The organism is Roseateles sp. GW835-FHT13E02 (genome assembly GCF_058794035.1).
Map to the genome: position 1 here is coordinate 70753 of NZ_JBXAGJ010000024.1, position 24577 is coordinate 95329.

The 24577-nt window shown below is 67.7% G+C and carries 19 protein-coding genes and 1 riboswitch; of the genes, 12 read left to right on the forward strand and 7 right to left on the reverse strand.

Annotation, left to right across the window (positions count from 1 at the left end):
* Window positions 1-48: 48 nt before the first annotated feature.
* The 3 genes from AC1Q6P_RS20480 to AC1Q6P_RS20490 all read right to left on the reverse strand — a co-directional run bounded on the left by AC1Q6P_RS20480 (window position 49) and on the right by AC1Q6P_RS20490 (window position 4073).
* Window positions 49-2445, reverse strand: coding sequence for an ATP-binding protein (locus AC1Q6P_RS20480; RefSeq protein WP_492665727.1), 2397 nt, complete (start codon window positions 2443-2445; stop codon window positions 49-51).
* A 115-nt stretch (window positions 2446-2560) separates the two neighbouring features.
* Entirely contained in the window at window positions 2561-2854 is a 294-nt protein-coding gene (locus tag AC1Q6P_RS20485; RefSeq protein WP_102769255.1) for a BTH_I0359 family protein, read from the reverse strand.
* Between the two features lie 172 nt (window positions 2855-3026).
* The gene (locus AC1Q6P_RS20490) at window positions 3027-4073 is read right to left on the reverse strand and encodes a DUF3108 domain-containing protein (RefSeq protein ID WP_492665728.1); all 1047 of its coding nucleotides are present in this window, start codon (window positions 4071-4073) and stop codon (window positions 3027-3029) included.
* Between the two features lie 51 nt (window positions 4074-4124).
* Between AC1Q6P_RS20490 and AC1Q6P_RS20495 the strand changes: the two genes are divergently transcribed.
* From AC1Q6P_RS20495 to AC1Q6P_RS20515, 5 genes are all read left to right on the forward strand, one after another.
* The gene (locus tag AC1Q6P_RS20495; protein WP_492665729.1) at window positions 4125-5165 is read left to right on the forward strand and encodes a fumarylacetoacetate hydrolase family protein; all 1041 of its coding nucleotides are present in this window, start codon (window positions 4125-4127) and stop codon (window positions 5163-5165) included.
* Window positions 5166-5214: 49 nt separating this feature from the next.
* Window positions 5215-5892, forward strand: a complete 678-nt coding sequence (locus AC1Q6P_RS20500; protein WP_492665730.1) for a DUF4197 domain-containing protein — start codon at window positions 5215-5217, stop codon at window positions 5890-5892.
* 145 nt (window positions 5893-6037) lie between these two features.
* Entirely contained in the window at window positions 6038-6877 is an 840-nt protein-coding gene (locus AC1Q6P_RS20505) for a ProQ/FinO family protein (protein WP_171828468.1), read from the forward strand.
* A 237-nt stretch (window positions 6878-7114) separates the two neighbouring features.
* Window positions 7115-7834 (forward strand): PEP-CTERM sorting domain-containing protein, encoded by a 720-nt coding sequence (locus tag AC1Q6P_RS20510; protein WP_102769259.1) that lies wholly within the window; start codon window positions 7115-7117, stop codon window positions 7832-7834.
* A 127-nt stretch (window positions 7835-7961) separates the two neighbouring features.
* Window positions 7962-9032: a homocysteine S-methyltransferase family protein gene (locus AC1Q6P_RS20515; RefSeq protein WP_492665731.1), complete on the forward strand. Its 1071-nt coding sequence runs from the start codon at window positions 7962-7964 to the stop codon at window positions 9030-9032.
* A 16-nt stretch (window positions 9033-9048) separates the two neighbouring features.
* On the opposite strand, the gene AC1Q6P_RS20520 is transcribed toward AC1Q6P_RS20515, so the two are convergent.
* A complete protein-coding gene (locus tag AC1Q6P_RS20520; protein WP_492665732.1) occupies window positions 9049-10251 on the reverse strand; it encodes an HD-GYP domain-containing protein in 1203 nt (400 codons plus the stop codon).
* Between the two features lie 85 nt (window positions 10252-10336).
* Window positions 10337-10464: riboswitch (S-adenosyl-L-homocysteine riboswitch) on the forward strand.
* Window positions 10465-10546: 82 nt separating this feature from the next.
* Here AC1Q6P_RS20520 and metH point away from each other — a divergent pair.
* Both metH and AC1Q6P_RS20530 read left to right on the forward strand, forming a co-directional pair.
* Window positions 10547-13312 (forward strand): methionine synthase, encoded by a 2766-nt coding sequence (gene metH / locus AC1Q6P_RS20525; protein ID WP_492665733.1) that lies wholly within the window; start codon window positions 10547-10549, stop codon window positions 13310-13312.
* Window positions 13313-13678: 366 nt separating this feature from the next.
* Window positions 13679-14056 (forward strand): glycine zipper 2TM domain-containing protein, encoded by a 378-nt coding sequence (locus tag AC1Q6P_RS20530; RefSeq protein WP_492703311.1) that lies wholly within the window; start codon window positions 13679-13681, stop codon window positions 14054-14056.
* 27 nt (window positions 14057-14083) lie between these two features.
* Here AC1Q6P_RS20530 and AC1Q6P_RS20535 read toward each other — a convergent pair whose 3' ends face one another.
* The gene (locus AC1Q6P_RS20535; RefSeq protein WP_492665735.1) at window positions 14084-16180 is read right to left on the reverse strand and encodes a sensor histidine kinase; all 2097 of its coding nucleotides are present in this window, start codon (window positions 16178-16180) and stop codon (window positions 14084-14086) included.
* Window positions 16177-16863, reverse strand: a complete 687-nt coding sequence (locus tag AC1Q6P_RS20540; protein WP_492665736.1) for a response regulator transcription factor — start codon at window positions 16861-16863, stop codon at window positions 16177-16179. The genes AC1Q6P_RS20535 and AC1Q6P_RS20540 overlap by 4 nt, the downstream gene beginning before the upstream one ends.
* Before the next feature lie 148 nt (window positions 16864-17011).
* Between AC1Q6P_RS20540 and AC1Q6P_RS20545 the strand changes: the two genes are divergently transcribed.
* Window positions 17012-18220, forward strand: coding sequence for an SPFH domain-containing protein (locus AC1Q6P_RS20545; RefSeq protein ID WP_492665737.1), 1209 nt, complete (start codon window positions 17012-17014; stop codon window positions 18218-18220).
* A 186-nt stretch (window positions 18221-18406) separates the two neighbouring features.
* Window positions 18407-19759, forward strand: coding sequence for an SH3 domain-containing protein (locus AC1Q6P_RS20550; RefSeq protein WP_492665738.1), 1353 nt, complete (start codon window positions 18407-18409; stop codon window positions 19757-19759).
* Between the two features lie 9 nt (window positions 19760-19768).
* Here AC1Q6P_RS20550 and AC1Q6P_RS20555 read toward each other — a convergent pair whose 3' ends face one another.
* Window positions 19769-21283: a YifB family Mg chelatase-like AAA ATPase gene (locus AC1Q6P_RS20555; RefSeq protein ID WP_492665739.1), complete on the reverse strand. Its 1515-nt coding sequence runs from the start codon at window positions 21281-21283 to the stop codon at window positions 19769-19771.
* A 344-nt stretch (window positions 21284-21627) separates the two neighbouring features.
* On the opposite strand from AC1Q6P_RS20555, the gene AC1Q6P_RS20560 reads away from it, so the two are divergent.
* The 3 genes from AC1Q6P_RS20560 to AC1Q6P_RS20570 all read left to right on the forward strand — a co-directional run bounded on the left by AC1Q6P_RS20560 (window position 21628) and on the right by AC1Q6P_RS20570 (window position 24378).
* Window positions 21628-22368, forward strand: coding sequence for a TorF family putative porin (locus AC1Q6P_RS20560; RefSeq protein ID WP_271007312.1), 741 nt, complete (start codon window positions 21628-21630; stop codon window positions 22366-22368).
* Window positions 22369-22411: 43 nt separating this feature from the next.
* Window positions 22412-22750, forward strand: a complete 339-nt coding sequence (gene glnK / locus AC1Q6P_RS20565) for a P-II family nitrogen regulator (RefSeq protein WP_102769267.1) — start codon at window positions 22412-22414, stop codon at window positions 22748-22750.
* 71 nt (window positions 22751-22821) lie between these two features.
* Window positions 22822-24378, forward strand: a complete 1557-nt coding sequence (locus tag AC1Q6P_RS20570; protein ID WP_492665740.1) for an ammonium transporter — start codon at window positions 22822-22824, stop codon at window positions 24376-24378.
* Window positions 24379-24577 lie beyond the last annotated feature (199 nt).

Below are 24577 nucleotides of genomic sequence, written 5' to 3' on the forward strand. Positions count from 1 at the left end.
TTCATGCCCGCCACCATGCCACAGCTCGGTGGCAACGTGGGCGGGGCTTCAATGCTGGAAGCCGATCTGGCGACGGCTGCGAACGCCGGGCTTGACCCGGTGCTCGGCTTCCAGCTGGGACAGGAACTCGTCCGGCGTCAGCGGCTCGCCGAGGATCTCGACCTGCTGGCGCACGGCCGCAAAGTCGCCAGGCGTGAGCTGGTCCAGCGCGGCCAAACGCTCCCGTTGATCGGCATCCAGCGGCGCTGCGTCGTCGCCGCAGGCTTCGCGGGCGAACATGCGCTCGCGCTGCTCCACGCGCAGCGCCTTGAAGCCGATCTTGAAGGCAAAGCGCCGCAGCGCGGCCTCGTCCAGCTCCTCGAACAGATTGGTGGTGCAGATGAAGATGCCGGGAAAGTGTTCCATGCCGGCCAGCATCTCGTTGACCTCGGAGACCTCGTAATTGCGCTCGGCCATGCGGCGGCTGCGCAGAAAGCTGTCGGCCTCGTCCAGCAGCAGCACCGCGCCCTCGGCGGCGGCGGTCTCGAACATGCGGGCCATGTTCTGCTCGGTTTCGCCGACGAACTTGCTGGCCAGATCGCTGGCCTGGCGCACCATCAGCGGCCGCTGCAGGGCTTGGGCGATGTGTTCGGCCAGGGCCGTCTTGCCGCTGCCCGGGGGGCCGTAGAAGCAGAGGTTGCCGACGCCGCGGCGCTGCAGGGCCGCGACGATGCGCGGCACCTCGAAGCGCGATTCGCAGTTCAGCAACTCAAGCGCGTACTGGGTCACCGCCGGCCGCACCGCGCGGCCATGCGCGCGGTGGCCCAGGGCTTTGTCGGCGTTCTCCAGCTGGCGTTCGATCATCTGCTCGCAGTCGGCCGCCTGGCCGGCGAGCTGGGCGAAGCGCACGGCGGTGCGGATCTGCGCCGGCGTCAGCCCGCGGCGCTCGGCCAGGCGGGCGGCGAACTCGGCGCTGACCGGCACATCGGCCAGGGCTTTGCTGACCAGGCCGAGCCGGGCGCCCGGCGGCGGGGACTTGAGTTCCAGGTGGTACTGAAAGCGGCGGCGGAAGGCCGGGTCGATCTGCTCGATGCGGTTGGTGATCCAGATCACCGGCACCGGGTTGGTTTCCAGGATCTGGTTGACCCAGGCCTTGCCCGAGACCGAGCCCGAGGTCGGCGCCTCGGCGGCCGAGTCGAGGCGGGCGATCAGCTGGGCGGTGTCCGTGGACAGGGGTGGGAAGACATCTTCGACCTCGTCGAACAGCAGCGCCACATGGGCACTGGCCTTGAGAAAGACCTGACTGATCTGCAGCGAGCGGTAACGGTCGCGGCCCGAGAGGCTGTTGCCATCGCGGTCGGCGTATTCCACCTCGTACAGATCCAGACCGGCGGCTTGCGCCGCCACCTTGGCCAGCTCGGTCTTGCCGGTGCCGGGCGGGCCGTAGAGCAGCACATTGACGCCGGGCTCGCGCCGCGCCACGGCTTGCCGCAGCAAGGTGTTGAGCAGGGCCAGGTCTTCGGCGACGAATTCGAAGTCCTCGGCCTTGAGCTGGCTGGGCGTGGCCGGGCGGGTGAAGACGGCCATCAGGTCGTGCGGCCCGGGGTATTCGCGCATCAGCACCGGCGGCAGCTGGTCGCTGACCTTCATCAGATCGGCCAGGTCGGTGATGTTGTGTTCGGAGATCAGGTTCTCCACCATGCCGATGCGTTCCAGGCGCGAGCCGGCGCGCAAGGCCTCGGCCACTTCCTGCTCGTTGACGCCGGCCACCGCGGCAATCGCGGCAAAGGCTTCCTGCGCGGTATTGACCTTGAACTCGACCAGGGCGCCGCGCAGCTCGCGCTGGTAGCGCGCCAGGGTGCCGTAGAGCAGCAGGGCGCGCTCGGCCGGGTTCAGCTGCAGCAGGGTGCCGAGCGCGTCGATGTTCTTCTCCACCAGGGTGGATTCGCGCTTGAGCTGGCGGTCCAGCCATTCGCTGGTGGTGGCCAGCAGGGCCAGCATGTCCTTGGGCGCGTCCTTGACGTATTCGTCGAGGTAGAAGAACAGGGTGGCTTCGGAGAACGGCCCGCTCCAGACACCGTGGCGCTGCAAAAAGGCCTCGTCGCTGAGCGCCTCGTGGCCGCGCCAGAGTTCATTGCCCTGGCAGCGCTGGTTCAGGTAGTCGCGCAGGCGGCCCAGCACACGCAGGGGCCAGACCAGGTGGCGGCCGGTGAAAGACAGCAGGCCGTTGAAATCGCGGCGCAGATTGAATCGGCCGGCATGTTTGACCGTCAGGGTCAGTACGAACTGCGAGCACATGCGGTCCAGCACCGGCGCGTCCTTCAGGCCCGGAGAGGGCAGAACGCGGCTGGGGCTGCGCGCTTCGCTGGCTCGGCTGCGCTCCTCGGCGCGGCCCACGGTGGACGGGCCCTCGCTGGTGAGGGCCCGGGCTTTGGCGGGCCGCGGGCTCGCTGAACGCTTGACCATGGGCAGGTTCCCTTGCTGACGACAGCGCGCCACCGGAGATGGCGTGGCGCTGCCCCATCTTGGCGCAGCGGCGCGTCAAGGACAAGGGCTTGGCGCGGTGATTTTTAGCGCCAGTTCAGTGCATCACCACCGGTTGATGGCCCATGCTGGCGTAGCTCTCGATGAAGTCATCGAGGTCTTCTTCGCTCGGGTCTTGCTCGATCAAGGCCTCGACCCCATCCTGGAACTGCTGGGCCAGGGCGCCCTCGATGAAGATCTCGCGGCGCGAAAACTTGTCGACGATTTCATAGCCACCGCGATGCAACTGCAGCTCGGGATTGGCTTGCAGGAATTCCCCAGGCACCGGTTCGGTGACCTGCACGTCGAACTTGACGACACTGAAACTGGGGGAGTTGTAAAGCATGTGCATGGTTCGGCTCCTTTCAGCTTCAACTGCGGCCAGCGTGCCGGCTTTCAAGGCTTATCGGCAGCCCCAGGCACCTGACCGTGGGTAAATAGTGTCAGATCGCGGCGCTGTTCGGCGCTTTCCTTTGCGGGATTCGTGGTGGAAGCGTCAAAAAACACACATGGATGCGGGGGGCTCAGGGTTTGTCAGAGGGCGTGTTGCTGAGCTGCAGCTGCCAGCCCCGGTCGTCGGGCAGGTCCATGATCAGCTGCACGGGGATGTGACCGCGCGCCGGGTCCAGCCAGACTTCAATCTCCCCGCTGTACGGCCCCAGGGCCAGGCGCCGCAGATGCAGGGCACGGGCGACGCTGGCGCCGGGCAGCTCCAGGGTTTGCTGGTCCAGCACCTGGAACACCCATTCGCGCGCCTCACCTCGAAAGGCGGCCACCGGCAGGCGCAGCTCACTGCCCGGCGGGTAATGCTCGGGCCTCGCCTCGATCAGGGCTGCCAGCTGGATCCACCAGCTCAGCCGGTCTTGCACGCCGGCGGGCAGGGGCACCAAGTCGGCGCTGGTGGAGTAGCTGATCAGGCCCTCGTCGCGGCGGAAATTGGTGGCCACCATGTCGCGGCCGCGGCGCTGCTGCACATAGCGCTCGGGGCTCAGGCCTTGTTCGTCGATCTGCCCCTGGCTTTTCCAGGCGGGCAGGGGCCGGCCTTCCAATTCGCGTTCCAGCATCAGGCTGTAGTCGCGCCCCGAGGGCTTCCAATTGAGCCGGGCGCGGCCGTAGGCACCGTTTTGCAGCAGGATGTAATGCCACTCCCCGGCGGTCGCGAGGCGGGCGGTATGAGGTGGGCTGGGCGCTGCCGTGGCTGGCGCGGGCTCGGGCGTTGTGGCCTCGGCTTGGGCCGCTGGGCTGGCCGCCGGTACCGGCTGCGTGTGGTTGGGTGTGACGGCGGGCGCTGCGCTGCGCGAGCGTGCGGGTGGGAGCTTTGGCGCAGGCGTGCGCGTCGCTTCAGGCGCTGTGGCGCTGACCGGCACCGTGCTCAGCACCCGCACCGTTGCCCGCCCGGGGCTGGCCTGCGGTGCCGGCGGGCGCGGGGATTCGGCCTCGCCGCTCTGTTGCTGCAGCAGCCAGGCATGGGCGACCGTGCTCAGGCCGAGGGCGAGCAGCCAGGGGCGGGCGCGCTGCCAATCGCGCTGCCAATCGCGCCGGGAAAACACAGGAGAAAAAATGGGTCGCATCCGTTCGCATTGGACAATGCCGTCATCGCAGCGCTGTATTGTCACCATCCGATGAAACTTGCCACCTACAAGGACGGCTCCCGCGACGGCCAGCTCGTGGTCGTCTCGCGCGACCTGAGCCAGGCTCACTACGCCAACGGCATCGCCAGCCGCCTGCAGCAGGTGCTGGACGACTGGGGCTTTCTCTCGCCGCAGCTGGAAGAGCTGTACACCAGCCTCAACCACGGCAAGCTGCGCCATGCCTTCAATTTCGACCCCAAGCAGTGCATGGCGCCGCTGCCGCGCGCCGGCCAGTGGCTGCGCGGCTCGGCCTATCTGAGCCATCTGCAGCTGCTGCGGCAGGCGCGTGGCGAGACCGGCGATGCTGGCCTGGATCTGGACCCGCTGCTGGCGCAGGGCGCCAGCGATGACTTCCGCGGCCCCTGCGAGCCCGGGCGTTTTGCCTCCGAGGCCATGGGGATCGACTTCGAGGCGGGGCTGGCTGCAGTTACCGGCGATGTCGAGCAAGGCGTCACGCCGGCTCAGGCGCTGGAAGGCGTGCGCCTGCTGATGCTGTGCAATGACTGGAGCTTGCGCCAGCTGCAGGCCTCCGAGCAGGCCAAGGGCCAGGGCGCGCTGCAGAGCCGGCCGGCCGTGGCCTTCAGCCCGGTGGCGGTCACGCCAGACGAGCTCGGCGCGGCCTGGAGCGGCGGCCGGGTGGATTTGAGCCTGCAGACCATGTGGAACGGTCGCAAGGTCGGCCAGTGCGACGCCGGGCCGGAGATGGGGTTTCATGTCGGGCAGTTGATCGCCCATGCGGCCAAGACCCGCCGCCTGCGCGCCGGCTGCGTGATTGGCACTGGCCCGGTCAGCAACAAGGACGCCAGCCGTGGCTACAGCTGCATCGCCGAGAAGCGTGCGCTGGAAACCCTGGACGGCGGCGCGCCCAAGACCGCGTACATGAAGTTCGGTGACACCGTGCGCATCGAGATGAAGGGCCGTGACGGGCTCAGCCTCTTCGGCGCCATCGATCAGGATGTCATGTCACTGCATGACGAGGAACCGGTGGACACAGCCCCGGCCACGACCTTCGCAGCCGATGCCGCGGAATGATCCATCCCCTCGCCTGTTCCTCTTGAACCTCTTGAAACCGGAGCTCCCCATGCTGCAACGCCGCCCCCTCTTGCTTTTGCCCTTGCTGGGCCTGGCCAGCCCCTGGGTCCGCGCCGGCCTGACCGAGGGCGATGCCGCCTCGGGCATTCGTGCCGCGCTGGAGCGCGGTGCCGCCGCCGCCGTGGCCCAGCTGGGCCGCAGCGATGGCTTTCTGGGCAATCCGGCGGTGCGCATCGAGCTGCCCGGGCATCTGAAGGACGCGGCCAAGCTGCTCAAAACCCTGGGCCAGGGCCGCAAGGTCGATGAGTTGCTGACCGCCATGAACCGCGCGGCCGAGGCGGCCGTGCCGGCGGCCCAGCCCTTGCTGCTGGCCGCCGTCAAGGGCATGAGCGTGGATGACGGTCTCAAAATCCTGCGCGGCGGTGACGATGCCGTGACGCAGTATTTCGCCGGCAAGACCCGCTCGCCGCTGATTGAGAAATTCCTGCCCCTGGTCACCCAGGCGACCCAGAAAGTGGCCCTGGCCGACAAGTACAACGCCGTGGCCGGCAAGGCCGCCGGCCTGGGGCTGGTGCGCCAGGAGGACGCCAACATCCAGCAGTACGTGACGGGCCGCGCCATCGATGGCCTCTTCCTGGTGATCGGCGAGGAAGAGCGCAAGATCCGTCAGGACCCGCTGGGCACTGGCAGCGCCTTGCTGAAAAAGGTCTTCGGGGGTCTGAACTGAGGCTCGTGAGCTGCGTCCGGATGGGGCGCAGGCTTGTGCTTTGGCGGCACCGCGGGGCGCGCAGCGCCCTGGCTTTCGGCCGCTTGGGCCGCAGGGTGGACAATACGGCTTGGTTTCCCTTTGCAGTTTTGCCGCACTTGCTCTCATGAACGACATTCCCGATTCGACGCAGACGCCCACCACCGACGCCGCGGAGGCGCCGCCCGTGGCGCCTGTGGCCGATGCCAGCCCGGTGAGCGAAGCCGCGCCGGCCGAGACGCCCGCTGCGGCAGCCCCTGCTTCGGAGGCCCCGGCTGCGCCGGCGGCCGACATGAGCCCGGCGGCCTGCGCGGCTCAGCTCAAGGCCCTGTTCCCGGCCCTGTTCAGCGGCCCTTTCAAGCCGCTGAAGCTGCGCGTGCAGGCCGACATCCAGGCGCGCGCGCCGGGTCAGTTCACCAAGGCCCAGCTGTCGGCCTTTCTGCGCCGCTACACCGGCAACACGGGCTATCTGATTGCCCTGGGCAAGGCCACGCAACGTTTCGATCTGGATGGCCAGCCGGCCGGTGAGCTCAGCGAAGAGCACCGTGCAGCGGCCCGCGAAGAGCTGGCCCGCCGCCGTGGTTTGCAGCAAGAGCGCCTGGCTGCCGAGCAGGCCGAGCGCGATCTGGCGCAGACCCAGCGCCGCAACCGGGCGGGTTTGCTCTACGACTTCGAGCGCACCACCCTGACCTTGCCCAATTTCTGCGTGCTCAAGGGCGTGAGCCCGGAGGAGCTGCCGGCCTTGCTGGACCAGGCACGCGCCGAGCGGGCCGAAGCTCCGGTGCGCGAGCCGCGCGAAGCACCCGGCCGGCGCGATGGCCGTGAGGCACGCGATCCGCGCTCGGCGCCGCGCGGTCCCCGCGGGGATGGCCGAACAGAGGGTCGACCGGGCGCACGCCGGGATGGCCCGCGTCGCCCCGGTGGCCCAAGTGGCGCCGGGCGTGGCAAACCCAGCGGCGGGCGCTGAGCCTTGACCCCTGGTCGAGGAGTTTGAAAGCAAAGTGAAACGGCCTGCATGATGCAGGCCGTTTTTCTTGTCAAGCTGTGGTTTACCTGAGCGTACTTCCTTGGATGTGAAGTATTTCCGCGACTGTTAACTTGCAGGCTCGATGGCGTTCGGGAGTTGTGCGCCAAACGAGGGATGCAGAACCGGGGCTTGGACTCCCCGGGCTGCGGATGAATGCAATTCAATGACGGAGTGGAAATGAAAAAACTGATCCTCTTGAGCGTGCTGGCCGCTGCGGGTGCAGCCCATGCTGACGTGATCTACAGCAATGGCCCGGTGGTCGGCGGCAACGGTCTGTCCGTGCTGGCTTCGCCGGCCTCGACCTATGGCTTCGGCATGAATACCGCGGCCGGCATCTCGGTGGCTGATGACTTCACCGTGGCCGCTGGCACCGTGTGGAATGTGCAAAGCCTGGACTTCTTCGGCTACCAAACCGGAGCCAGCGGCTTCACCTTCACGGGCGCCACCTGGAGCATTGTTTCGGGTGATGTGAACAACGGCACCGTCGTCGCCTCGGGTTCGGGCGCCGTGACCAACGGTGGTCTGCAAGGCTATCGTGTCCTCGAAAGCACGCTGACCAACACCCAGCGTGGCATCTACAAGGCCAATGCCGATGTCAGCGACTTCCAACTGGCGGCTGGCACCTACTGGCTGCGCTGGAGCCTGACCGGCTCCCTGGCTTCGGGCCCTTGGCAGCCGCCGACGTCCGACGCGCGCGAAGGCAATGCCGCACAGGCGCTGTCCGGCGCGCCCTTCGCCACCCTGACCGAAGCCGGTTCGGGCCTGACGGTGGAGCTGCCCTTCGGCGTCAACGGCACCATCGCCGCCGCCGTGCCGGAACCGTCCACCTATTTGCTGATGCTGGCCGGTGGCCTGGCTGTGGCCGGTGTGGCACGTCGCCGCCGCCAAGCTCAGTGAGTTGAGCCGCGCCTGGCGCGGGAATGAGATGAGAAAAGGCCTGCGCCGCAGGCCTTTTTTTCGTCCGGCTGGCGCAGGCGCTGACCGTGCTTCAGCCTGGCACAGTCGGGTTTCCTACAATGCCGCCATGAACACGCCCACCTCCACTGCCAGCACCTACACCCGCGGCTGCCGCTTGGCCGAGATCATGCAGACCCGCATCGCCATCCTCGATGGCGCCATGGGCACCATGATTCAGCGCTACAAGCTGACGGAGGCGGATTTCCGTGGCAGCCGCTTTGCCGAGCATCCGACCGATCTCAAGGGCAACAACGACCTGCTGGTGCTGACGCGCCCCGATGTCATCAGCCAGATCCACGAGCAATACCTGGCCGCCGGCTCCGACATCATCGAGACCAACACCTTCGGCACCACCACCGTGGCGCAGGAGGACTACGGCCTGCAAGCCCATGCCTACGAGATGAATGTGGCGGCGGCGCGCCTGGCCCGCGCGGCCTGCGACAAATTCAGCTCGGCCGACAAGCCGCGTTTCGCCGCCGGCGCCCTGGGCCCGACTCCGCGCACCGCCAGCATCAGCCCCGATGTCAACGACCCCGGCGCCCGCAACATCGATTTCGACACCTTGCGCGCTGCCTATTACGAGCAGGCCAAGGGCTTGCTGGAAGGCGGGGTCGATCTCTTCCTGGTGGAAACCATCTTCGACACCCTCAATGCCAAGGCCGCCATCTTTGCCCTGGACGAGCTGATGGAAGACACGGGCGAGCGCCTGCCCATCATCATCTCGGGCACGGTGACCGACGCCTCGGGTCGCATCCTCTCGGGTCAGACCGTGACTGCCTTCTGGCATTCGGTGCGCCACGCCAAGCCCCTGGCCATCGGCCTGAATTGCGCGCTGGGCGCGACCCTGATGCGCCCCTACATCGAAGAGCTGGCCAAGGCGGCGGGCCCGGTGGCTGTCAGCTGCTACCCCAATGCCGGCCTGCCCAACCCGATGAGTGACACCGGCTTCGACGAGACGCCCGATGTCACCGGCCGCTTGATGAGCGAGTTCGCGCGCAGCGGTTTCCTGAACATCGCCGGTGGCTGCTGCGGCACCACGCCCGATCACATTGCTGCGATCGCCAAGGGCGTGTCGGCCTACCAGCCGCGGCCCTGCGGCTCCAAGTTCTTCACCGAACTGACGGACCAGGCGGCCTGAGCCCAGGCCGCCCGCTTCAGCCCGCGCCTGCGAGCTTGAGCAGGCGCTCGATATTGATGTGCAGCTTGAGCTCCTGAGGCGCCAGGCTGGCGCTGATCGCCTGCGTGGCCAGGCGCGTGTCGCGCGGCACCGGTTCGCTCAAGGGGCTGCCGCTCTTGCCCAGCAGGGCGGCCACCAGGGGCTCGGTCGCGCTGTGGCCGCGTTTGAAGACGATGCCCACCTCGCCATTGGCCAGGCGCACCAGGCTGCCCGGCGGGTAGAGGCCGGTGGTCTTGATCAGGGCGGCGCCGGCTTCGTCGGGCTGCTTGAGTTCATCGAGGTAGACCGCCCGCGCCGCCGAAGCGCCGGCCATGGCCGCGCGTGAGCGCCGCGGGCTCAGGCGGGCGCCGAAGATGTCGATGCGGCGCAGCAGGCGTGCCAGCTGCTCGGCCGGAGCGCGCCCGGCCAAGGCACCGGGGCCGGCGTCGTGATGCAGGCAGACGGTTTGCAGCCACAACTCGGACCTGACCCCGAGGCTGGTCAACAAGGCCGCGCTGTGGTCGCCGTGCGAGACCAGCTCCTGCTGCTGGGCCGGGCTCGGTTGGCCGGTCTGGGCCGCCAGGCGGTCTTGCTGGTTGGTGATGCTGAGGTTCATGCTCAGGGCCGCCTGGGTCAGGGCCAGGCGCCAATCGTCCGGCCAGCCCAGCTGGCGGGCGCAGAGCTCGGCCAGGGCCAGGCAGAGCAGGGCGTGGCGGTCGCTGTAGCTTTGGAAGTTCTGGCTGGTCTCGAAGATCAACAGCATCAGCACCGCATCGGGCTTGGCCAGCAGGCGGCGCAAGGCCTCGTTGTGCAGCTGCTGGAAGCGTGGCTTGAAATCCTCGACCCGCGGCTCGCGCAGCAGGCTGTGGGCATGCATTTGCAGATCGGCCCAGGCGGCCTGTTCGCCCAGCTCGACCTTCTGGGCCTTCTCCTGGCGGAAGTCAGCCTGCACCTTGACGATGTCGGCCAGCACCGCGCCCTGGTGCATCAAGGTGTCCATCTTGTGCGCCAAAGCACGCTGGTACTCCTTGGTTTCATGGGCCTGGACCCAGGCGCCGCGGGCGATCAGGGCCTGCACCTGGGGCGTGTTGGGCAGGGGCTGGCCGGCGGCGAACAGCAAATGGCCCTCGGCATCGCGCAGGGCGAAGCTGAGGACCTGGCCGACACGCAGGCTGTGGGGTGGGAGCTGGATCAGTTCCAAGATGGCGGGGTGGGGTTCACAAGGAGTTGTCGGCTTTCTGGCCGCATTGCTTGAGTTCGCGGCGGGCGGGGTGCGTAAAATGCGCGGGTCCGAGGAGCGTTGCGACGGTTGCCCGCCTGATGTCTGGAATGTCAGCGAGTGTGCCGCCAGGCTCGGACAGGTGCAGCCCCGGCTTTCCCGGGGCCCGTCACCCGGCAACGACGCTCACCGATGATTCCTCTGTGTTTTCTTGTTGGAGCACGTGCGGGGCTGCGGTGAGTGACGCGGCCCTGCCTTTGCGCTGAAGGCCGCTGCCATGACCACCACCTCTCCCACCGCCGCTGCTGCTGCTGCTGTTGCTGACGCACCTGCTGTCCCGCCCATGAAGCTCTCGGGCCTGGAGCCCGTGCAGATCGGCGAAGGATCGCTGTTCGTCAACGTGGGCGAGCGCACCAATGTGACCGGCTCCAAGGCCTTTGCGCGCATGATCCTCAACGGCCAGTTCGAGCAGGCCCTGGCCGTGGCGCGACAGCAGGTCGAGAACGGCGCCCAGGTCATCGACGTGAACATGGACGAGGCCATGCTGGACAGCCAGGCGGCCATGGTGCGCTTTCTGAACCTGATCGCCGGCGAGCCCGAGATCGCCCGCGTGCCCATCATGATCGACAGCTCCAAGTGGAGCGTGATCGAGGCCGGCCTCAAGTGCATCCAGGGCAAGGGCATCGTCAACTCCATTTCGATGAAGGAAGGCGAGGCCGAATTCCGCCGCCAGGCCAAGTTGGTGCGCCGCTACGGCGCCGCGGCCGTGGTGATGGCCTTTGACGAGCAGGGCCAGGCCGACACCTTCGCCCGCAAGATCGAGATCTGCGAGCGCGCTTACAAGATTCTGGTGAACGAGGTCGGTTTCCCGCCCGAGGACATCATCTTTGACCCGAATATCTTTGCCATCGCCACCGGCATCGAAGAGCACAACAACTACGCGGTCGACTTCATCGAAGCCACGCGCTGGATCAAGCAGAACCTGCCCGGCGCCAAGGTCTCGGGCGGCGTGTCGAATGTGTCCTTCAGCTTCCGCGGCAACGACCCGGTGCGCGAGGCCATTCACACGGTCTTTCTGTACCACGCCATCCAGGCAGGCCTGGACATGGGCATCGTCAACGCCGGCATGGTGGGTGTGTACGACGACCTCGACGCCGAGCTGCGCGAGCGCGTGGAGGATGTGGTGCTGAACCGCCGCCCCGATTCCGGCGAGCGCCTGATCGAAGTGGCCGAGCGCGCCAAGGGCATGGCCATCGACGACACGGCCCGGCTGGCCTGGCGCGCCGGTGATGTGAACCAGCGCCTCAGCCATGCCCTGGTGCATGGCATCACGGATTTCATCGACGCCGACACCGAAGAAGCCTGGCAAGCCATTCAGGCCAGCGGCGGCCGGCCCCTGCATGTGATCGAAGGCCCGCTGATGGCCGGCATGAATGTGGTCGGTGATCTCTTCGGCGCCGGCAAGATGTTCCTGCCCCAGGTGGTCAAGTCGGCCCGCGTGATGAAGCAGGCGGTGGCCCATTTGCTGCCTTACATCGAGGCCGAGAAGAAGGCCTTGATCGATGCCGGTGGCGAGGCCAAGCCCAAGGGCAAGATCGTCATCGCCACTGTCAAGGGCGATGTGCACGACATCGGCAAGAACATCGTCACCGTGGTCCTGCAGTGCAACAACTTCGAGGTGGTGAACATGGGCGTGATGGTGCCCTGCCAGGACATCCTGGCCCGCGCCAAGGAAGAGGGCGCCGACATCATCGGCCTGTCCGGCCTGATCACGCCCAGCCTGGAGGAAATGCAGCATGTGGCCGCCGAGATGCAGCGCGACGAGCATTTCCGCTCGCGCGGCACGCCGCTGCTGATCGGCGGTGCCACCTGCAGCCGCGTGCACACCGCGGTCAAGATCTCGCCGCATTACGAAGGCCCGGTGGTCTATGTGCCCGATGCCTCGCGCAGCGTCGGTGTCTGCAGCGATCTGCTCTCGGACGAGCGCGCCGCCAAATTCATCGCCGATCTGCGCAGCGATTACGAACAGGTGCGCCATCTGCATGCCAACAAAAAGCAGACGCCCATGGTCAGCCTGGCCGAGGCGCGCGCCAACAAGCATGCCGTGGACTGGGCGAGTTATCGGCCGCCGGTGCCCCAGTTCATCGGCCGCCGCGTGATCCGCAACTACGACCTGGCCGATCTGGCCGAAGCCATCGACTGGGGCCCGTTCTTCCAGACCTGGGATCTGGCCGGCCCCTTCCCGGCCATCCTCAAGGACGAAATCGTCGGCAGCGAGGCGCAGCGCGTCTTCAGCGATGGCAAGCGCATGCTGGAGCGCCTGATCAAGGGCCGCTGGCTGCAGGCCAATGGCGTGTTCGGCCTCTATCCCGCCGCCCAGGTCAACGACGACGACATCGAGATCTACAGCGATGAAAGCCGCAGCGAGGTGCTGATGACCTGGCATGGCCTGCGCATGCAGAGCGAGCGGCCGGTGGTGGACGGCATCAAACGCCCGAACCGCTGCCTGTCCGATTTCATCGCGCCCAAGGGCGTAGTGCCCGATTACATCGGCTTGTTCGCGGTGACCGCCGGCCTGGGCGTGGAGAAGAAAGAAGCCCAGTTCCTGGCCGACCACGACGACTACTCCGCCATCATGTTCAAGGCCCTGGCCGACCGCCTGGCCGAGGCCTTTGCCGAGCGCCTGCACCAGCGTGTGCGCACCGAGTTTTGGGGCTATACCGCCGATGAGGCGCTGAGCAATGAGGCGCTGATTCAGGAGCAGTACCGCGGCATTCGCCCGGCGCCGGGCTATCCGGCCTGCCCCGACCATCTGGTCAAGCGCGCGTTGTTCCAGACCCTGACGCCGGAAGAGATCGGCATGGGCCTGACCGACAGCATGGCCATGACGCCGGCCGCCAGCGTCTCGGGCTTCTACTTCGCCCACCCGGACGCGGCCTACTTCAATGTCGGCCGCATCGGCGAAGACCAGGTGGCCGATTGGGCGCAGCGCATGGCTTTGAGCAAAGAAGCGGCCGAGCGGGCCCTGGCGCCCCTGCTCTGATGACAGCAGCGGGCCGAGCGCAGAGCAGCTGCCAACGCCCGCTTACATCTTGAGCGCATCGTTCACGGACAGGGAGCGATGCGCGTGGCATTCTCAACGCATGCCCGCCGCACCTGTTTGTTTGCTTGCTTCCTTTCCTGGCGGGCGCGGAGTGATGTTGCAATGAAAGCCCCTGTTTCTTTTTCTGCCAGTCAAATTGTCGCCAGCGTTCTCGGCGCGGGCGTGTTGCTCGGTGGTGCCTATGCCGTCGGTCGCGCCCAGTCGCCAGAGGCACCGGCGCCACAAACGGCCGCTGCTGAGCCGGCCCCGCTGAAAGCGCAGCTGGCCTCGGAGAAAGCCACATCGTCCCGGGCTGAAAGCAAGGCCGTGGACGAGCCCAAGCCGGCGAAGCTGGAGGCCGCAGCCCTGTGCGCCGATTGCGCCCGCGTGCTGGCCGTGCATGAAGAGACGCGCGAAGGCAAGGCCAGCGGCCTGGGTGCTGTCGGCGGCGCCGTGATCGGCGGCCTGCTGGGCAACCAGATCGGCGGCGGCACCGGCAAGAAGATCGCCACCGTCGGTGGGGCGGTCGCCGGCGGCATGGCCGGCAACGAGATCGAGAAGCGCCAGAAGTCGCACCGGGTCTGGGTGGTGCGCGTCAAGCTCGACGATGGCCGTGTGCAGAGCTTTGTGCGCGAGAACGATCCGCAGTTTCAGGTCGGCGATGTGCTGCGGGTCCGCAACGGCCAGTGGCAGCGGCAGCCCTGAAATCAGGCAGCAAGGGTCGCTGCGGATTCAAGCCTCGGCTTTCAGCGGCAGGCTGATTGTGAAGCGTACGCCGTTTGGAATGTGGCTGGCGACGATGCGGCCATCCATGCGCGCCAGGTAGCTGCGCGCGACGAACAGGCCCTGGCCGCGGTGCCCCGCAGCCTCGGCGGCACTGCTGACGCCGTAGTCGAAGATTCGATCGAAAAGAGTGGCTGGGATGGCCTCGCCCTGGTTGTCGACATGCAGCACGGCCATGCCGTCGGTCTGCGCCAGCGTCATCCGAATGGGGGTGCCGGGGTGGCGGTGACGATCGGCGTTGCGCAGCAGATGGGCGATGACATCCTCCAGCGCATGTTCGTCGGCATCAACCCACAGTGCGCCAGCCTGCCAGGGTGTCAGCTGCACCGCAGCGATGCCTGCATCGGCCGCGTTCTCGGCGATCAGTTGCACAAAGACGGCCAGATCGAGGGCTTGCGGGTTCAAGGCGGCGGCGGCCAGTGCTTCGCTGGGGCTGGCGGTGCCGTAGAGCACGCGCACCGCCTGCTGCATGCGCAGCAGATAACGACGTTTGGGGTCGTCTTCGCGCGGATGCAGGGCCAGCAGCGATTGCAGCGGCGACATGATTTCATGGCCGACCGCATGCCACATATCGCGCTCATGCTCGGCGCGCAGTTGCTCGCGGCGCAGCGCCAACTTGGCGCGTGAGAGCAGATCGGCCAGCGTGCCGGCCAGAATGCCCAGCTCGTCGCGGCCGCGCAGGTCGGCCACATCGAGCTCGCCGATGCGCTCGTCGATGCGGGCCGGCTGCATGTTGTAGGACACGGCGGCGGCGCGCTTCGTGAGCCGCGCGATGCGGCGCATCAGGCCCAGGGTGATGATGGCCCAGGCCAGGAAGATCGCTCCCAGCATGGCGCCGACCAGCCAGGACACCCGCGTCGCCACCGCGCTGAGCGCTTGGTCGACGCTGCGCCAGTCGCCGCTGAGGCGCAGCTGGTAGCGGCCCAGCGGGGTCTGCACTTCCGCCTCGGCCAGCGGGGGCGGTGGTGTCTGGTTCAGCGGCAGGCGGCGGATCAGCCGAGTCAGCCAGGGCGAGGGCAGGGTGTCCTGTGGCTCGGACGCGGCGCCGCGCAACTCGGCCACGCTGCGGCCTTGCTGGCTGATGTGCAGCAGCTCGCCCCGCTGAAGTTCACGGCCCAGGCCACCCAGGGTGAGCGGTGAATGGGCTGGGCCGGCCTTGTTGTCGAACAGGGCAGCGCCCTGCGGGCCCAGCAGCTCGATGTGCAGGCGCAGCTGGCTCAGATCGGCGGGCGGCCAGACCAACTCGCGCGGCGGGGCGAGGGCCTGCTGCAGGGCCGCGACGGGCACGCGCAGAGAGAACAGGGTCTGGCGTGGGCAGTTGTCGTAGGAGGAGGTCGCGACATCGGAGAGGCATGGGCCTTCACGCCACAACCAGCCGCGGAAGTCGCGGTCCGGGCGGGCCGGGCGCAGTTGGGCCTCGCCGGGGGGCACTTCAAAGCCAGTGAGCCGGCCGCGCTGCTGGAAACGCCCGCCGCTCTGTGCCTCGAAGGGCGCCAGCCATTGCTGGGTCTGGCCGCGCCACTGCACGCCAATGCGCACCCGATGCACCTCATCCAGCTGCAGCTGGCCCGGCTGGCGGCCCTGCAGCGGGCCGGCCGGCAGCGCGCCGATGGCATAGACAAAACCGCCGGCAAAAGCATTGCTGCCCAGCGCCAGGCAGAGGCTGCGGCCCGCGCCCAGGTCGCGCGCGCAGTCCGACATCTCGACGGCGCTGCGTGTCTTGGCCGGGTCGTCGAAATCGATGGTCGAGAAGGGAAGCAGCAGCGGCGTCTGGCCGTCCTCGGTTCGTGCTTGCGGGTTCAGTAGTGCCAACTGACCGCTGGGGTGGCGCAGCCGCGCCGCCAGCACTTGCAACTGGTGCTCGAAACCTTGCGCATAGCGTTGGTAGGCGCGTTCCTTTTCTTCGCGCAGCAGGGTCACCGCCAGCAGCAGCGTGGCCAGGGCCAGCAGCAGGAAGACGCTGTGGAAGACGATGCGGTTCCGAAAGGCCAGCAGCGGCAGCCGCGGCATGTCCGCCACCCACGGCAATCGACGCAGCAGGCTCACCGGGCCGTCCAGCGGAAGCCGCGCATGGGCACGTTCTCGATACCGTCGAAGTCGGCGTCGACCTCTCGAAAGGCCTCGCGGATGGCGGCCACATGCTTGCGAACATTGTCCTTGCTGCGCCCGCTCTTGACCACGTCGAAGAGGGATTCATAACTGACCACCTCACCGCGCTGCTGCACCAGGGTGGCGAGTATGCGCTGTGCCGTCAGCGGAAGGTTGATGCGCTGGCCGCGCCACATGGCCGAGCGCTGCCACAGCGGGTCTAGCACCAGGCTCTGTACCGTATCGGGTGCGGTCTGGCGGCCTCGCGCGGCGCGCAGCATGTCCAGAAAGGTGTCGACGAACTCGGCCTCGCTGAAGGTGGTTTTCTGCAGATAGTCCCAGGCGTCCAGCGCTTTCATGATGCCGCGGTAGATGGCCGCCGGCATGGCCGAGATCACCAGAACCGGCGTGCCCTGGTGCAGCTTGTTGATGGCATTGATCAGGGCCACGCCGGCGTGGCGTTCCCGACCCAGCTCGATGTCCAGCAGCACCAGGTCGTAGCGCTCGCGGCTCAGCGCGCTTTCGGCGCTGTCGCGGTCGAACCAGGTGTCGATCTGCAGTTCGGGGCGGGTGCTGCGGATCCAGCCGACCAACTGGTCGCTGGTCGGGCGGTCGTCTTCGATCACGGCAATGCGAATCATGGCGGGATTATGTGAGGCGTGGACAGTGCTGCCTCGGAAGCTTTCTTCCGCGCCCCGGAGCAAAGCCGCCCGTGGCCGGCATGGCGCATTCGCGGCCGCAGAAGCGACAGTGACTTCACCCCTACCACCGGCCCAGGAGGCCACCACCATGAAGCTCCCCTCGCTGCACCTGCCCGAATCACTGCGCCGCCTGCCCGCCCGGCTCGGTGGTGGCCTTCAGCGCCGCTTGCCGGCCTTGCTGCTGCTCAGCGGCCTCGCTGCGGCAGGTGCCGGCCTGGTGATGGTGCCGCCCTTCTACACCGTCGGACGCGGCGAAGTGGCAGTGCGCACCAATCTGTTCACCGGCAGCCTGAGCAGCGCCAACGAAGGTCGACTGCTGCGCCTGCCCGGCGTGCACGAGGTGCGCGCCTTGCCCCTGCGCGACCAGACCTACCATGCCAGCCGCATGGCTGCGGCCAATGGAGCCGGCGCGCTGCAATCGCTCGAAGGCCTGTCGCTAGGTCTCGACCTGACCCTGGCTTGGCGCATCGACACACGCCAGTTGCCGGGCCTGGCCACGCGCCTGCCCGAGCAGATCGAGAGGGACCTGATCGAACCGGCCCTGCAGTCGGCGATCTATCCGGTGGTTGCCCAGCACACGGTGCGCGAGATCTTCTCGAGCAAGCGCCGCGAGATCGAGCAGGCGGTGGCCCAGACCTTGGGCAAGCAATTGGCCAGCCAAGGACTGGAGCTGCGCAGCCTGCAGATCGGCCATGTGGACCTGCCGGCCGACTACCGTGCCGGCATGGACGGCCTGCTCGCCGAAGGCCTGGCCGCCGAAAAGATGCAGTTCACGCTGCAACTGAAGGCGCAGCAGGTCAAGCAGTCCGAGCTGGAGGCGCATGCCGACAAGTCGCGCCGCGAGATCGCTGCCGAGGCGGCCGAGCGTGAGCAGCTGATTGCGGCGCGCGCCCAGGAGGAGGCGATGAAGCACATCCTGCCGCTCAAGCAAAAGCAGATCGAGCAGCGCACGCTGGAGGCCGAGGCCAATAATGCGCAGCGCATCAAGATGGCTGAGGGCAATGCGCACGCCCGCCAGATCGAGGTCGAGGCCGAGGCCAAGGCGCGCGAGAAGATGGCCGATGCCGAGGCCTACCGCATTGCCCAGCTGAGCAAGGTTGATGCCGAACGTATGGCGCGCGAGGGCCTCTTGCTGAGCCAGCATCCGCTGCTGGTGCAGAAGGCCATGGCCGACAAGCTGTCCGACAAGGTGCAGGTCATCATCGCCCCGCCCTCAGCCAGCGGTGCTTTCATCGGCTCGGGGCTGCTGGGCAACGCCGCTCAGCCAGTGGTCGCTCAAACCCCGGTGCAGGAGTGAACCATGCGTGTACGCAAGCCCACTCCCTTGTTCCATGCGCGGCCGCAGTGGTGTCAGCCGCAGCCCGGGCGCGTTCGCAGACGTTCGCGCGGCGCCTGGCTCTGCTCGCTGACTGTGGCCGTGGCGCTTGCCGCCTGTGCGCTGCAGGCCTGGGCGGCTCCGGCGCCTGTACCTGATCGATCGCCGATGTTGGTCTTGCAGGAAGGTGCAGCGCTGCGCATCGCGCCCAAGGACGGCAGCCCCGAGCAGGCCCGCCTGACTCGAGGCGAGGCCTTGGAGCTGCGCGGCGAACGGCTGGACTGGCTGCAGGTCTGGGACTATTGGCGTGAACGCGGCGGCTTTGTGCGGCGCAGCCAGCTGCTGCCGCTGCCGAGTGAGCGGTCCGTGCTGCGGGCACAGCTGCAACTGGCCTTGCCGCAGGAGGGGCAGGAGGGCCTGGCGCTGGCCCTGGCCAGCGCCTTCGTGCAAGCGGCACCGGCGGCTGAGCTGAGCAGCGCCGCCGGCGCCGAGGTGCTGGATGCGATCGGCCAGCTGGGCCAGCGCATCGCGGCAAGCAGCGGCGCGCGCCGGGCCGGCCTGCTCGATGTGGCGGCGCGTTATGGTCTGCGCTTCGAGGCCTTCGAGCAGGGCGACGGCAGCGTCAAGCTCTGCGATGCCGGTGATGCCTACCGCGCCCTCTTGAAGCTGCCGGCAGCCACGCCCGCAGCCAAGGCGCGCGCCGCGCTGGCGCTGACGCAGCCGGACTGCCGCCCCACGACCCTCAGCAGCAGCCAGCGCCTGGCCAGCGATGAGGCCCGCGCCGCGCTCTTGCAGCAAGCGCCGCTGCAAGGCCTGCCGCAATACCAGGCCAATCGATTGCGTAGCCGCCGCGCTGCCGTGGCCGCCAGCCGCGCTTTCCTGAGTCAGGCCCCGGCCCTGGCCGCCGAGGCGCAGGCTGAGTTGGCCCAGGTCGAGGTGGCCGAGCTGGCCGAGGATGGCCAGGGCGAATTCAACGACGCCGCCATGCGCGTCAATGCCGTGCGCTGGCTGGCCCTGCCGGCCATGCAGGAGCGCCAGCTCTCGGCCCAGTTGCAGCTGCGCCTGGTGGCCGGCAGCAGCCCTGGCGAGCAATGCCTGCAGCTGCGCCAGCAAGGTCAAGTCGTGTTGAGCAAGTGCAGCGTCGCCCGCCTGCCCTTGGCCTCGGCCACGCTAAGCCGCGAAGGTCGGGCGATTGCAATGGCTGCGCAGCCGCTGGATGGCTGGCGCGAGCTCTGGCTGCTGCGCGCCGGCCCGCAGGGCTGGACGCTCGATGTGCTGCCGCCGAGCCTGGCCGCGCCCGGCCTGGGATATGTCGAGTTCGCTGGCTGGGTGCCCGGTGGACGCGAGATCCTGCTGGCCAGCGAGTCGCGCGCTGAAGGGCGCTACAGCCCACGTCGTTTCATCCAGATGGACCTCACCACCATGAGTCCGCTGCGTCAATCGCCCGATGTCACGGCCCTGGGCGCCTTCCAGCGCTGGGCTGATCCAGCTTGGCGCGGCGCTTCGGTGGCGCTGCGTTGATGGGGCGAACTACACCGGGGCCAGCCCGCGCCGGTACTGAATCGCCTCGCTGAGATGCTGCACCTCGATGCTCGCGCTGCCCGCCAGGTCGGCCACCGTGCGGGCCACGCGCAGCACGCGGTGGTGGCTGCGGGCGCTCCAGGACAGGCGTTGCGCGGCCTTGATCAGAAAGGCCTGGGCGGCGGGCTCGAGCGCGACATGCGAGTCGACTTGGGCGGCGCTGAGCGCGGCATTGCTGCAGCCTTGGCGTTCCAGGGCCCGCAGGCGAGCGCGGGCGACGCGTGCGGCCACCACGGCGCTGGCTTCGCCATCGGCGGCGCTGTGCAGCAGCTCGGGCGGCTGCACCGGCACCTCGACCAGCAGGTCCAGCCGGTCCAGAAAGGGGCCGCTGAGGCGCGACTGATAACGTGCAATCTGATCGGGTGCGCAGCGGCAGGCCCGCAGCGGGCTGCCATGGTTGCCGCAGGGGCAGGGGTTCATGGCAGCGACCAGCTGGAAGCGGGCCGGGAACTCTGCCTGACGCGCGGCGCGCGAGATGAGGATGCGGCCGGTTTCCATCGGTTCACGCAGGGCTTCCAGGGCCGAGCGGTTGAACTCGGGCAGTTCATCGAGAAACAAAACGCCATGCTGGGCCAGTGAGATTTCGCCCGGACGCGGCGGTGAGCCACCGCCGACCAGGGCCACGGCCGAGGCGCTGTGGTGCGGGTTGCGCATCACGCGCTGGCGCCAGCGTTCGGGCTGAAACTGGCCGGCCAGGCTGAGCACGGCGGCCGATTCCAGGGCCTCGTCTTCGTTCATCGGCGGCAGCAGGCCGCACAGGCGCTGGGCCAGCATGGATTTGCCCGTGCCCGGCGGCCCCACCATCAAGAGGCTCAGGCCGCCGGCCGCGGCGATCTCGAGCGCGCGCTTGGCCCCGGCCTGGCCTTTGATGTCGCGCAGATCGGGCGCTGCGGCGGCGGGCTGGGCTGGTGTCAGCGCGCGGGCGCGCGGCAGCAGGCTGTCGCTGCCGGGGCGCAAGGCCTCGACCAGGTCGAGCAGATGGCGCGCGGCATGCACCGGCACGCCCTCGACCAGGGCCGCCTCGGCGGCGCTGGCTTCGGGCAGCAGCAGGCGCCGGCTGCTGCCTTCGCGCCGCAGCGCCAGGCTCATGGCCAGGGCACCACGCACCGGTCGCAGCTCGCCGCCCAGGGACAGCTCGCCGGCGCACTCCAGGCGCTCCAGCTGCTGCGCATCGATCTGTTCGCTGGCCGCCAGCAGGCCCAGGGCGATGGGCAGGTCGAAGCGGCCGCCTTCCTTGGGCAGCTCCGCCGGCGCCAGATTCACGGTGATTCTTTTGTTGTGGGGAAAAGAGAGCCCGCTGTTCTGCAGGGCCGCGCGCACGCGTTCGCGCGACTCCTTGACCTCGGTTTCGGCCAGGCCGACCAAGGTGAAGGAGGGCAGGCCGTTGGCCAGATGCACCTCCACGCTGACCGGCGCGGCGGTCAGCCCGTCCAGGGCGCGGCTGTGGACAACGGCCAGAGACATGGTGTTCTTGCTCTCCCTTGCAGGCGCCGGGCGGGCCGGGTCGGGCCCGCCGGCTGGCTTGATTGTGCCCGCCGGCCCGAGCTTTCAGGCACACAAAGCGTGCCTTGCACCAAGAGAGTGCGCTTGGACTGGTGCTCGGTCTCGGTCCTGCGAGCAATTGGTGCATGGGCCTCGGTGTTTGCCCTGGACAAAGGATCTGCCGCCGCCCGCCTGAAAGCTGGCACGGAAGCTGCGATGCCAAAGCCAAGTGCCCACAAGTGCCCGCAATGGCCCCGGCTTTCTCGTCTCCCCGTCTTTCACGGCTTTTGTTTGTCCTTTTTGAATCAACCTTCCAGGAGTTCCGCATGAAGACAACACCGTTTGCTTTGGCCACGACGTTTGCCCTGGTTCTGGGCACCTTGCTGCCCCTGGCGGCACAGGCCGAAGAGGCTGCCAGCCCGCTGAGCTTCAATGCCAGCGTCACCACCGATTACCGCTACCGCGGTATTTCGCAAAGCCGCCTGAAGCCCGCTCTGCAAGGCGGCGCGGACTATGTGGCTGCCAACGGCTTCTACATCGGCACCTGGGCCTCCACCATCAAGTGGATCAAGGACGCGCCCTACAACGGCGGCGCTTCGGTGGAGATCGATGTGTACGGTGGTTACAAGACCGAGGTGGCGCCGGGCCTGACCCTCGATGTGGGCGCGCTGACCTACATCTACTCGGGCAATGACCTGAACCCCAGCGCCAACACCACCGAGGTCTACGGCGCCCTGAGCTACGGCGTCTTCACCGCCAAGTATTCGCACAGCACCACCAATCTCTTCGGCACCGCCAACAGCAAGGGCAGCGGCTACCTGGACCTGAGCGCCACGCTGGACCTGGGCGAGGGCTTCAGCCTGGTGCCGCATCTGGGCCGCCAGAAGGTCAAGAACAACCCGGCTGGTTCCTACACCGATTACGCGGTGACCCTGAACAAGGACTACGCCGGCATCAGCTTCGGCGCCACCTTGATCAACACCAACACGGACGCCTACGTCGGTGGCCCGTCGTCCAAGAACCTGGGCAAGAGCGGCTTTGTGCTCTCGGCCAAGAAGACCTTCTGATCTGCACGGATCGAGCGAACTCAAGACTTCGGAGACTCTCCCCATGAAACTCATCACCGCCATCATCAAACCCTTCAAGCTCGACGAGGTGCGCGAAGCCCTGAGCGCCATCGGCGTGCAAGGCCTGACTGTCACCGAGGTCAAGGGCTTCGGTCGCCAGAAAGGCCACACCGAGCTCTACCGCGGCGCCGAGTACGTGGTGGACTTCCTGCCCAAGGTGAAGGTCGAGGCCGCCGTGGCCGACGCCGTGGTGGAGCAGGTGATCGAGGCCATCGAGGGCGCCGCCCGCACCGGCAAGATCGGTGACGGCAAGATTTTTGTCTCTCCGCTGGACCAGGTGGTGCGCATCCGCACCGGCGAAACCGGTCAAGACGCGCTCTGAACCCGCCCGAGCGCAACTCAACAAGACGCCAGCCAGGCACACCCAAAATCCGTAGGAGATCTGCAATGATCATCAAGAAACTTCTCGCCACCTTGGCCTTGGCCGCCGCGGTGCTCGCACCGGCCGCCTGGGCGCAAGACGGCGCAGCCTCGGCTCCGGCTGCGGTGGCCACCGCAGCGGCGCCCGACGCCAGCGCGCCCGCCGCCGTGGCGCCGGTCGCACCGGCCCCTGAAGCCTCGGCCGCAGCACCGGCCAGCGCCGCGCCGGCCGACGCGGCCTCGGCCCCGGTGCTGGTGCCCAACAAGGGCGACACCACCTGGATGATGCTGTCCACCCTGCTGGTCATCCTGATGACCGTGCCCGGCCTGGCCCTGTTCTACGGCGGCCTGGTGCGCAGCAAGAACATGCTGTCGGTGCTGATGCAGGTGATGGTGGCTTTCTCGATGATCGTGGTGCTGTGGGTGATCTACGGCTACAGCTTCGCCTTCACCGAGGGCAATGCCTTCATCGGCGGCACCGACCGGCTGATGCTCAAGGGCGTCTGGGACAACGCGGCCGGCACCTTTGCCAACGCGGCCACTTTCAGCAAGGGCGTGGTCATCCCGGAGATCGTGTTCGCAGCCTTCCAGGCCACCTTCGCCGGCATCACCGCCTGCCTGATCATTGGCGCCTTTGCCGAACGCATCAAGTTCAGCGCCGCCCTGGCTTTCCTGGCTCTGTGGTTCACCTTCAGCTACCTGCCGGTGGCGCACATGGTTTGGTTCTGGATGGGCCCGGATGCCTACACCGCCGCAGGTGTGGTCGATGAAGTGAACGGCAAGGCCGGTCTGCTCTGGCAATGGGGCGCGCTGGACTTCGCCGGCGGCACCGTGGTGCACATCAACGCCGCCGTGGCCGGCCTGGTCGGCGCCTTCATGGTGGGCAAGCGCATCGGTTACGGCAAGGAAGCCTTCACCCCGCACAGCCTGACCCTGACCATGGTCGGCGCCTCGCTGCTGTGGGTGGGTTGGTTCGGTTTCAACGCCGGCTCGGCGCTGGAAGCCAATGGCTTCGCCGCCCTGGCCTTCATCAACACCCTGGTGGCCACCGCCGCTGCGGTGCTGTCCTGGTCCATCGGTGAAGCGCTGCACAAGGGCAAGGCTTCGATGCTGGGCGCGGCCTCCGGCGCCGTGGCCGGCCTGGTGGCCATCACTCCGGCCGCTGGCAATGTGGGTGTCGGCGGTGCGCTGATCATCGGCGTGATCGCGGGCTTCGCCTGCCTCTGGGGCGTGTCGGGTCTGAAGAAGCTGCTGGGCGCAGACGACTCGCTCGATGTCTTCGGCGTGCACGGCGTGGGCGGCATCGTCGGTGCCCTGTTGACCGGTGTTTTCAACTCGCCCAATCTGGGCGGCCCCAGCCTGGTCGCTGACTGGGTGACGGTCAGCATGGTGACGGCCGATGCCTACACCATCGCCGGCCAGGTGCTGACGCAGGCCAAGGCTGTGGGCGTGACCGTGATCTGGTCGGCTGTGGTCTCGGTGGTCGCCTACAAGCTGGTGGACCTGGTCATCGGCCTGCGCGTCAGCGAAGAAGACGAACGCCAAGGTCTGGACATCAGCTCGCACGGCGAGACGGCGTATCACAAGTGATGTTTTAGGACGGGCTGCGCAGGGGCTTGATCACTGCGCGGTACCGGATTGAGAACAAGCCGCCCGGTCTTTGGATCGGGCGGCTTTTTTTGTGTGGCGAGGGAGGCTGCAGACGGCATATTGCGGACTTCCGCTGTCTTGATTGATCTTTCTCGCTGCGGTGTCTCGGCCCGCCGCCGGGCTCATGGTTCGCGGGTCG

Bases quoted from the DNA above. Each gene is read 5' to 3' on its own strand.
- AC1Q6P_RS20495 (WP_492665729.1), top strand. From the start codon at position 4,125: ATGAAACTTGCCACCTACAAGGACGGCTCCCGCGACGGCCAGCTCGTG.
- AC1Q6P_RS20555 (WP_492665739.1), bottom strand. From the start codon at position 21,283: ATGTCTCTGGCCGTTGTCCACAGCCGCGCCCTGGACGGGCTGACCGCC.
- AC1Q6P_RS20540 (WP_492665736.1), bottom strand. From the start codon at position 16,863: ATGATTCGCATTGCCGTGATCGAAGACGACCGCCCGACCAGCGACCAG.
- AC1Q6P_RS20515 (WP_492665731.1), top strand. From the start codon at position 7,962: ATGAACACGCCCACCTCCACTGCCAGCACCTACACCCGCGGCTGCCGC.
- AC1Q6P_RS20485 (WP_102769255.1), bottom strand. From the start codon at position 2,854: ATGCACATGCTTTACAACTCCCCCAGTTTCAGTGTCGTCAAGTTCGAC.
- metH (WP_492665733.1), top strand. From the start codon at position 10,547: ATGACCACCACCTCTCCCACCGCCGCTGCTGCTGCTGCTGTTGCTGAC.
- glnK (WP_102769267.1), top strand. From the start codon at position 22,412: ATGAAACTCATCACCGCCATCATCAAACCCTTCAAGCTCGACGAGGTG.
- AC1Q6P_RS20550 (WP_492665738.1), top strand. From the start codon at position 18,407: ATGTTGGTCTTGCAGGAAGGTGCAGCGCTGCGCATCGCGCCCAAGGAC.
- AC1Q6P_RS20545 (WP_492665737.1), top strand. From the start codon at position 17,012: ATGAAGCTCCCCTCGCTGCACCTGCCCGAATCACTGCGCCGCCTGCCC.
- AC1Q6P_RS20510 (WP_102769259.1), top strand. From the start codon at position 7,115: ATGAAAAAACTGATCCTCTTGAGCGTGCTGGCCGCTGCGGGTGCAGCC.
- AC1Q6P_RS20505 (WP_171828468.1), top strand. From the start codon at position 6,038: ATGAACGACATTCCCGATTCGACGCAGACGCCCACCACCGACGCCGCG.
- AC1Q6P_RS20480 (WP_492665727.1), bottom strand. From the start codon at position 2,445: ATGGTCAAGCGTTCAGCGAGCCCGCGGCCCGCCAAAGCCCGGGCCCTC.
- AC1Q6P_RS20490 (WP_492665728.1), bottom strand. From the start codon at position 4,073: ATGCGACCCATTTTTTCTCCTGTGTTTTCCCGGCGCGATTGGCAGCGC.
- AC1Q6P_RS20500 (WP_492665730.1), top strand. From the start codon at position 5,215: ATGCTGCAACGCCGCCCCCTCTTGCTTTTGCCCTTGCTGGGCCTGGCC.
- AC1Q6P_RS20560 (WP_271007312.1), top strand. From the start codon at position 21,628: ATGAAGACAACACCGTTTGCTTTGGCCACGACGTTTGCCCTGGTTCTG.